Source organism: Aeromonas sp. FDAARGOS 1407 (assembly GCF_019048725.1).
GTDB lineage: Bacteria > Pseudomonadota > Gammaproteobacteria > Enterobacterales > Aeromonadaceae > Aeromonas > Aeromonas enteropelogenes.
Genome location: NZ_CP077399.1, coordinates 730,469 through 740,000, shown reverse-complemented (window position 1 = coordinate 740,000; position 9,532 = coordinate 730,469). Strand labels below are relative to the sequence as shown.

At 57.4% G+C, this 9,532-nt stretch carries 4 protein-coding genes, 1 tRNA gene and 3 rRNA genes (1 of these 8 only partly in view); all 8 read left to right on the top strand.

Going from position 1 to position 9,532, the window contains the following annotated elements; genetic code table 11:
• Window positions 1-2,449 (top strand): 23S ribosomal RNA (locus tag I6L37_RS03545); it begins 440 nt to the left of the window's first position.
• Window positions 2,450-2,556: 107 nt separating this feature from the next.
• Window positions 2,557-2,671 (top strand): 5S ribosomal RNA (gene rrf / locus I6L37_RS03540).
• A 47-nt stretch (window positions 2,672-2,718) separates the two neighbouring features.
• A tRNA-Thr gene (locus I6L37_RS03535) sits at window positions 2,719-2,794 on the top strand.
• Between the two features lie 27 nt (window positions 2,795-2,821).
• Window positions 2,822-2,936, top strand: a 5S ribosomal RNA gene (rrf, locus tag I6L37_RS03530).
• A 166-nt stretch (window positions 2,937-3,102) separates the two neighbouring features.
• Window positions 3,103-4,068 (top strand): transcriptional regulator EbgR, encoded by a 966-nt coding sequence (gene ebgR / locus I6L37_RS03525; protein WP_216993289.1) that lies wholly within the window; start codon window positions 3,103-3,105, stop codon window positions 4,066-4,068.
• A 319-nt stretch (window positions 4,069-4,387) separates the two neighbouring features.
• Complete coding sequence (gene ebgA / locus I6L37_RS03520) at window positions 4,388-7,462, top strand: beta-galactosidase subunit alpha (protein ID WP_216993288.1); 3,075 nt, start codon at window positions 4,388-4,390, stop codon at window positions 7,460-7,462.
• Entirely contained in the window at window positions 7,459-7,914 is a 456-nt protein-coding gene (locus tag I6L37_RS03515) for a beta-galactosidase subunit beta (RefSeq protein ID WP_042027176.1), read from the top strand. The genes ebgA and I6L37_RS03515 overlap by 4 nt, the downstream gene beginning before the upstream one ends.
• Window positions 7,915-8,020: 106 nt before the next feature.
• Entirely contained in the window at window positions 8,021-9,466 is a 1,446-nt protein-coding gene (locus tag I6L37_RS03510) for an amino acid permease (protein ID WP_216993287.1), read from the top strand.
• Window positions 9,467-9,532: the final 66 nt, after the last annotated feature.

Here is a 9,532-nt window from a genome sequence, read left to right as displayed (position 1 = left end):
TAGTGAACCAGTACCGTGAGGGAAAGGCGAAAAGAACCCCTGTGAGGGGAGTGAAATAGAACCTGAAACCGTGTACGTACAAGCAGTGGGAGCCCTTCGGGGTGACTGCGTACCTTTTGTATAATGGGTCAGCGACTTACATTTTGTAGCGAGGTTAACCGTATAGGGGAGCCGTAGGGAAACCGAGTCTTAACTGGGCGTCTAGTTGCAAGGTGTAGACCCGAAACCGGGTGATCTAGCCATGGGCAGGTTGAAGGTTGAGTAACATCAACTGGAGGACCGAACCCACTAACGTTGCAAAGTTAGGGGATGACCTGTGGCTGGGGGTGAAAGGCCAATCAAACTCGGAGATAGCTGGTTCTCCCCGAAAGCTATTTAGGTAGCGCCTCGGACGAATACTACTGGGGGTAGAGCACTGTTTGGGCTAGGGGGTCATCCCGACTTACCAACCCCATGCAAACTCCGAATACCAGTAAGTAATATCCGGGAGACACACGGCGGGTGCTAACGTCCGTCGTGAAGAGGGAAACAACCCAGACCGCCGGCTAAGGTCCCAAAGTTCTGGTTAAGTGGGAAACGATGTGGGAAGGCTCAGACAGCTAGGATGTTGGCTTAGAAGCAGCCATCATTTAAAGAAAGCGTAATAGCTCACTAGTCGAGTCGGCCTGCGCGGAAGATGTAACGGGGCTCAAACCAGGCACCGAAGCCGCGGATTCACGCTAAGCGTGAGTGGTAGGGGAGCGTTCTGTAAGTCTGCGAAGGTGTGTCGAGAGGCATGCTGGAGATATCAGAAGTGCGAATGCTGACGTAAGTAACGATAAAGGGGGTGAAAAGCCTCCTCGCCGGAAGACCAAGGGTTCCTGTCCAACGTTAATCGGGGCAGGGTGAGTCGACCCCTAAGGTGAGGCCGAAAGGCGTAATCGATGGGAAGCAGGTTAATATTCCTGCACGACTTGTAATTGCGATGGGGGGACGGAGAAGGCTAGGTGGGCCAGGCGACGGTTGTCCTGGTGAAAGTGCGTAGGCGGTACCTTTAGGTAAATCCGGAGGTGCAACGCTGAGACACGAGACGAACGCACTACGGTGCGGAAGCCATTGATGCCCTGCTTCCAGGAAAAGCCTCTAAGCTTCAGATTACAAGTCATCGTACCCCAAACCGACACAGGTGGTCGGGTAGAGAATACCAAGGCGCTTGAGAGAACTCGGGTGAAGGAACTAGGCAAAATAGTACCGTAACTTCGGGAGAAGGTACGCTCTTGTTGGTGAAGTCCCTTGCGGATGGAGCTGACGGGAGTCGCAGTGACCAGATGGCTGGGACTGTTTATCAAAAACACAGCACTCTGCAAACACGAAAGTGGACGTATAGGGTGTGACACCTGCCCGGTGCCGGAAGGTTAATTGATGGGGTTAGCGCAAGCGAAGCTCTTGATCGAAGCCCCGGTAAACGGCGGCCGTAACTATAACGGTCCTAAGGTAGCGAAATTCCTTGTCGGGTAAGTTCCGACCTGCACGAATGGTGTAACCATGGCCATGCTGTCTCCACCCGAGACTCAGTGAAATCGAATTCGCCGTGAAGATGCGGTGTACCCGCGGCTAGACGGAAAGACCCCGTGAACCTTTACTACAGCTTGGCACTGAACATTGAACCTACATGTGTAGGATAGGTGGGAGGCTTTGAAGGCGTGACGCCAGTTGCGCTGGAGCCGTCCTTGAAATACCACCCTTGTATGTTTGATGTTCTAACGCAGGCCCCTGAATCGGGGTCGCGGACAGTGCCTGGTGGGTAGTTTGACTGGGGCGGTCTCCTCCCAAAGAGTAACGGAGGAGCACGAAGGTTGGCTAATCCTGGTCGGACATCAGGAGGTTAGTGCAATGGCATAAGCCAGCTTAACTGCGAGACGGACAGGTCGAGCAGGTACGAAAGTAGGTCATAGTGATCCGGTGGTTCTGAATGGAAGGGCCATCGCTCAACGGATAAAAGGTACTCCGGGGATAACAGGCTGATACCGCCCAAGAGTTCATATCGACGGCGGTGTTTGGCACCTCGATGTCGGCTCATCACATCCTGGGGCTGAAGTCGGTCCCAAGGGTATGGCTGTTCGCCATTTAAAGTGGTACGCGAGCTGGGTTCAGAACGTCGTGAGACAGTTCGGTCCCTATCTGCCGTGGGCGTTGGATGATTGAAGGGAGTTGCTCCTAGTACGAGAGGACCGGAGTGAACGAACCTCTGGTGTTCGGGTTGTCACGCCAGTGGCACTGCCCGGTAGCTAAGTTCGGAATCGATAACCGCTGAAAGCATCTAAGCGGGAAGCGAGCCCTGAGATGAGTCATCCCTGACCCCTTGAGGGTCCTAAAGGGCCGTTGGAGACCACAACGTTGATAGGCGGGGTGTGTAAGTGCAGCGATGCATTGAGCTAACCCGTACTAATTACCCGTGAGGCTTAACCATACAACACCCAAGAAGTGTTCTGGGCCTTGTAGCGAATGAGCGAACTACTAATTCAGTGATAGCGACCAGTCGTTATTCACGTCAGCTTTCCAAGATTGAAGAATTTGCCTGGCGGCCATAGCGCCGTGGAACCACCTGAACCCATGCCGAACTCAGAAGTGAAACGCGGTAGCGCCGATGGTAGTGTGGCATTCGCCATGCGAGAGTAGGACACTGCCAGGCACCCAATTTTAGATTACGCGGTGAGCGTGGTCTTTACCGGTTAGTGTGCTGATATGGCTCAGTCGGTAGAGCGCATCCTTGGTAAGGATGAGGTCCCCAGTTCGATTCTGGGTATCAGCACCATTTTCAAGTTAGTTTTAAAAGCTTTTGCCTGACGGCAATAGCGCCGTGGAACCACCTGATCCCATGCCGAACTCAGAAGTGAAACGCGGTAGCGCCGATGGTAGTGTGGCATTCGCCATGCGAGAGTAGGACACTGTCAGGCACCTATTCAGAAGAGGCCTCCCATTCGGGAGGCCTTTTTGCATTTCCGGTTTGCAAAAATCACAATCCGCCACCAACATTTTAGTAAAAATGCTGGGCTATCAAGGAATTGCTCGTTACTCTTTAGCCGTTGTCGATTAACAGTTGATGCTGCCAGAGAGGTATTGATGGCCACGTTGAAGGAAATTGCACAGGAGGCGGGAGTCTCTCTCGCCACGGTATCCCGGGTATTGAACGAGGATCCCAGCCTGAGCGTCAAGGAAGAGACCAAGCAGCGGATCTTCGAGATTGCCGAGCGGCTGGAGTACAAGACCAGCAGCGCCCGCAAGGGCGTCCACAAGAGCAAGCTGCACTTCCTGGTGGTCTATGCCTATCCCCAGAGTACAGAGGTCAACGATCCCTATTATCTGGCCATACGCTACGGCATCGAAACCCAGAGCGCCCGCCTCAACATCGAGCTGACCCATCTCTACAACTGTGCTGAAGGACGCGAACTAACTGCTGTGGATGGCATCCTTGTAGTGGGAAGTCTCACTCCCGAGCGCCTGGCTCAGTTGCAGCAGTGCTCAAGCCAGTTGGTCTTCATCGATTGTCGCTCCCAGGGGGAGTTTGACTCGGTCGACGTGGATCTGGCCCTGATCAGCCAACAAGTGGTGGATTTCTTCATCGCCAAGGGACATCAGCGCATCGGTTATATCGGTGGCGAGGATGATGCACCTGACCTGCGGGAGCTGGCGTTTCTCGATTACGGCCAACGGCTGGGTGTGGTGCAGGAGAGCGACCTTCATCGCGGGGATTTCTCCAGTGCCTCCGGCTATCGGCTGGCGAAGGAGATGCTGGCGGGCGACTGGCCCAGGGCGTTGTTCGTGGCCTCCGACTCCATTGCCATCGGCGTGTTGCGGGCTATTCACGAGAAGGGGTTGGCCATTCCCCAGCAGATCGAGCTTATCAGCGTCAATGATATCCCGACCGCCAAGTTCACCTTTCCCCCCCTCTCCACGGTGCGCATTCACTCCGAGCTGATGGGATCCCAGGGGGTCAACCTGCTGGTTGAGCGGCTGCGTGACGAGCGGGATATTCCTTTGCGGGTGTTGGTGCCGAGCCGGTTAACCTTGCGTGGTACCACACGATAGTTTTAGTAAAAAATATTTTTGTTTTAGTCGCGCCATACTTTTATGGCGCGACAGCATCCATCCTTTCAGACCTTTCTTCATTCAAGGGTGATTCATATCTTGTTGTTTTATAACGATATAGTTCATTCCCTTGATTTTCATATCAACATCCATGCCATTCGGATGGACTAGTTCATCCTTTCTCCGCCACATCTGATCTCGCTCACAAAACAGACTCTTCTGTGTGATCGGGTTAAAACTTTACCGATCTCAAACTGATATTTAGTAAATGTTTATCTAAAGTTTACCCAGTCTATGTTGTCTTGTTCCGGGAGGACATGTGAATAACTGGGAAAACGTTCACTTCGTTGGTGAAAACAGGCTGGCCCCGCGCGCCTACTTCTTCTCTTATGCCGACCGCTCTCTTGCGGCGACCATGCAGCGCGAGCTGAGCCGCCGCTTCCTCTCCTTGAGCGGCCAGTGGCAGTTCCACTATTTCGACCATCCCCTGCAGGTGCCGGAGGCCTTCTATCACAGCCCCATGAGCGATTGGGGCCAGATCACCGTGCCCAACATGTGGCAGATGGAAGGGCATGGCCAGCTGCAGTACACCGACGAAGGTTTTCCCTTCCCCATCGATGTGCCCTTCGTGCCGACCAACAACCCCACCGGCGCCTATCAGCGCAGCTTCGTGCTGAGCCCGGCCTGGGACGGCGAGCAGGTGATCATCAAGTTTGACGGGGTGGAGACCTACTTCGAGGTCTATGTAAACGGCCACTACGTTGGCTTCAGCAAGGGGAGCCGCCTCACCGCCGAATTCGACATCAGCGCCTATGCCAAAACCGGCGAGAACCTGCTCTCGGTGCGGGTGATGCAGTGGGCCGACTCCACCTACATCGAAGATCAGGACATGTGGTGGATGGCGGGGATCTTCCGCGACGTCTACCTGGTGGGCAAACCGGCGGTCCATGTGCAGGACTTCTTCATTCAGACCGCGCTGGCTGACGACAACCAGAGCGCCACCCTGAGCTGTGATATCCAGCTCGAAAACCTGGGCGAGTCGGCCAAGGATCACCGTCTGGTCTGGTCCCTGCTGGATCAGGGTCGCGAGATCGCCAGCGGCTCGCTCGACCATCTCGTCATCGACGGCAAGTGTGATTGCCGTTTCACGCTGGATCTGGCCAATCCCCATCTGTGGAGCGCCGAAGATCCCTATCTCTATCGGCTGATGCTCTCCCTCTACAACGCTCAGGGCGAGCTGCTGGAGGTGATCCCGCAGCGGGTCGGGGTGCGCGAGATCAAGGTCAAGGACGGCCTCTTCCATGTCAACGGTCGCTATCTCAAGCTGCACGGGGTGAACCGTCACGACAACGACCACCTCAAGAGCCGCGCGGTCGGCATGGACCGGGTGGAGCGCGATATCGTGCTGATGAAGCAGCACAACCTCAACTCGGTGCGCACCGCCCACTACCCGAACGACCCGCGCTTCTACGAGCTGTGCGACCAGTACGGTCTGTTCGTGATGGCGGAGACTGACGTGGAGACTCACGGCTTTGCCAACGTCGGCGATCTCAGCCGCATCACCGACGATCCTTTCTGGGAGCCGGTGTTCGTGGATCGCATCGAACGCCACGTTCACGCCCAGAAGAACCACCCCTCCATCATCATCTGGTCGCTCGGCAACGAGTCCGGCTACGGCTGCAACATCAGGGCCATGTACCAGCGCTGCAAGGCGATCGACCCGACCCGTCTGGTTCACTACGAAGAGGATCGCGACGCCGAGGTGGTGGACGTGGTGAGCACCATGTACTCCCGCGTCTCCCAGATGAACTGCTTCGGCGAGTTCCCTATGACCAAGCCACGCATCCTCTGCGAATACGCCCACGCCATGGGCAATGGCCCGGGTGGCCTGAGCGAATACCAGCAGGTGTTCGACCGCCATCCCCATATCCAGGGGCACTACATCTGGGAGTGGTGCGATCACGGCATTCTGGATCAGGACGAGCAGGGCCGTTCCGTCTACAAGTACGGCGGCGACTACGGCGACTATCCCAACAACTACAACTTCTGCATGGATGGCCTCATCTATCCGGATCAGACTCCGGGGCCGGGCCTGCGCGAATACAAGCAGGTGCTCTGTCCGGTCAAGGTGCGGGCGCTGGATCTGGCGAGCGGCAAGCTTGAGCTGGAAAACCGCTACTGGTTCTCCAACCTGGACGACATCCGCCTGCTGGTCGAGGTGAAGGCGGAAGGCGAACTGCTGGCGAGCCAGCAACTGCGGGTGGAGGGTATTGCCCCCGGCGCCACCACAGAGTTGCAACTGGCGCTGCCGACCCTCGACGAGCGGGAGACGTTCGTCCAGCTGCGGGTCATCAAGGCCAGCGCGACCCGCTACAGTGCGGCGGAGCACGAGCTGGGCCAGTACCAGTTCCAGCTGAAAGAGTCGACTCGCCAACTGCAGCCTTTTGCCAACCCCAACGCCACCCCGTTGCACATTGCCGACGAGCGGCTCGCGCTGACCCTGAGCGGCAGCGGCTTTGCCCTGCGCTTCTCGCGCCTCGACGGCAAGCTGGTGAGCTGGCAGCAGGATGGCATCGAGCTCATCGAGCGGGCGCCGCGCCTCACCTTCTTCAAGCCGATGATCGACAACCACAAGCAGGAGTACGAGAGCCTGTGGCATCCGAACCACCTGCAGATCATGCAGGAGCACTTCCGTGGCTTGAGCTGGCGTCAGCTGGGTGACGCGGTCGAGGTGACGGTAGAGAGCCTGATCGCCCCGCCGGTGTTCGACTTCGGTATGCGTTGCCGCTACGTCTACACCCTTAGCCAGAACGGTCAGCTGCACGTGGCCCTTTCCGGTCAGCCCTACGGCAGCTATGACGACATCATTCCCAAGATCGGTTTCGAGCTGGGTATTCGCCAGGATCTCGATCGGGTGCACTACTACGGTATGGGCCCGGGCGAGAACTATCAGGACAGCCGCCAGAGCAACTGGATCGACTGCTTCCAGAGCACTGTGGGCGAGATGTGGGAGCACTACCCCTTCCCGCAGGACAACGGCAACCGTCAGCAGGTGCGCTGGGCAACCCTGACCAACCGTCACGGTGTCGGTCTCTACGTGCGGCCCGATGCCCCCATCAACCTGAGCGTCTGGCCCTACAGCTGGGAGCACATCCACGCGGCGCAGCACATCAACGAGCTGGAACCGAGTGGCTATCTCACCCTCAATCTGGATCACAAGGTGCTGGGGCTGGGTTCCAATTCCTGGGGCTCCGAGGTGCTGGACTCCTGGCGGGTACGCTTCGAGCCGTTCAGCTTCGGCCTGACCCTGCTGCCCATCGCCCGTGGCAACCTCCATCCGGCTGCGCTGGCCGGGCTCGATCTCACCATCAACGGCGGGAGGAACCTCGCATGATCACCCTGGACAACCTGACCCTGTTCAAAAACATCTATCGGGAGGGCAAGAAGTGGGGCCGCTGCGTGGAGGCCATCAACAACGTTGGCAACCTCAAGCCGGGGATCTGCCACTCCATCGGTGACTCCCTCACCTACCGCTTGCAGGAGGGGGCCAGCCCGGCCACCTCATTGTTCGAGGGGCAACGTCGTTACTTCGACGTCCACTACTACCTGGAAGGGGAGGAAACGGTGGAGTGGGCTGCCAAGAATGAGCTGCGGGTCGAACAGGCTTACGACGACACCACAGACCGCGAGTGGCTGGCCGGCGAGGTGCGCGAGCGCCAGAAGGTGGGCAACGGCCAGGTGGTGATCTTCGAGAACGATGAGGCCTATCGCTTCGCAGGCGACGCGCCGGTGCGCAAGGTGATCATCAAGGTCACCGTCGAAGGCGGCTACTTCAAAAACAAATAACAAGCCGCTGATTTTGTACTGATAAAAAGCCGGAAGGCGCGGGGCTCACCCTACAGCTCAGGCCCCGCCCTTTCGCAGACAACTACTACAGGTCTGGAGATGCACCATGTCTGATTCCAAACGGAATACGATAGGCAAGTTCGGTTTGCTGTCGCTCACCTTTGCGGCGGTATTCAGTTTCAACAACGTCATCAACAACAACATCGAGATCGGTCTGGCGTCAGCCCCGATGTTCTTTCTGGCCACCATTTTTTACTTCATTCCGTTTTGCCTGATCATTGCGGAATTTGTGTCATTGAATAAGAACTCCGAAGCGGGGGTTTATGCCTGGGTGAAGAGCTCCCTTGGCGGTCGCTGGGCCTTCATCTCCGCCTACACCTACTGGTTCGTGAACCTCTTCTTCTTCACATCCTTGCTGCCGCGGGTCATCGCCTACGCCTCCTATGCCTTCCTGGGTTACGAGTACATCCTCACCCCGCTGGCCACCACTTTCTTAAGCATGATCCTGTTCGCCTTTGCCACCTACGTCTCCACCAACGGCGCCAAGATGCTGGGCCCCATCACCTCGGTGACCTCGTCTCTGATGCTGCTGCTGACTCTCTCTTACATTTTGCTGGCGGGCGCAGCCCTGATCGGCGGCGTGCAGCCGGCCGACCCCATCACGGTGGAAGCCATGGTTCCCGATTTCAGCTGGGCCTTCTTGGGGATTACTACCTGGATCTTTATGGCGGCCGGTGGCGCCGAGTCGGTGGCGGTCTACGTCAACGACGTCAAGGGCGGCTCCAAATCCTTTGTGAAGGTGATCATCGTCGCCGGCATCTTCATCGGCGTGCTCTACTCCATCGCCTCCCTGCTGATCAACGTGTTTGTCCCGAGCGATACCCTGAAATACACCGGCGGCTCGGTGCAGGTGTTCGAGGGGCTGGCCTCCTACTTCGGTCTGCCTGAAATCCTGGTGAACCGTTTCGTGGGTCTGGTCTCCTTCACCGCCATGTTCGGCTCCCTGCTGATGTGGACCGCTACGCCGGTGAAGATCTTCTTCTCCGAGATCCCGGCCGGCATCTTCGGCAAGAAGACGGTCGAGCTGAACGAGAACGGCGTGCCGGCTCGTGCGGCCTGGATCCAGTACCTCATCGTGCTGCCGTTGATGGTGGTGCCGACCCTGGGCTCCAACACCGCGCAAGATCTGATGAATACCGTGATCAACATGACCGCCGCCGCCTCCATGCTGCCGCCGCTGTTCATCATGCTGGCCTACCTGAATCTGCGCCTGAAGCTGGATCACCTGCCGCGGGACTTCAAGATGGGCTCACGCAATACCGGGATCGCCGTGGTCTCCGTGCTGATCGCCATCTTTGCGGTGGGTTTCCTGGCCTCCACCTTCCCGACCGGCGCCGACATCATGACCATCATCTTCTACAACGTGGGCGGGATTGTGATTTTCCTGGGCTTCGCCTGGTGGAAATACAACAAATACGAAGCCTCCCTGAGCGATGAAGCGCGAGCCAAAGAGGCCCAGCCGGCCGCGCAGGTGTCGCTCCAGGCGTCATGAGCCGCATCCCTGAACACACGGCCCGAGTGGCCAACACAAGCAAAACGGGTGGCCGATGGCCACCCG

Coding starts and splice junctions, on each gene's coding strand:
- I6L37_RS03510 (WP_216993287.1), top strand. CDS start 8,021: ATGTCTGATTCCAAACGGAATACGATAGGCAAGTTCGGTTTGCTGTCG.
- ebgR (WP_216993289.1), top strand. CDS start 3,103: ATGGCCACGTTGAAGGAAATTGCACAGGAGGCGGGAGTCTCTCTCGCC.
- I6L37_RS03515 (WP_042027176.1), top strand. CDS start 7,459: ATGATCACCCTGGACAACCTGACCCTGTTCAAAAACATCTATCGGGAG.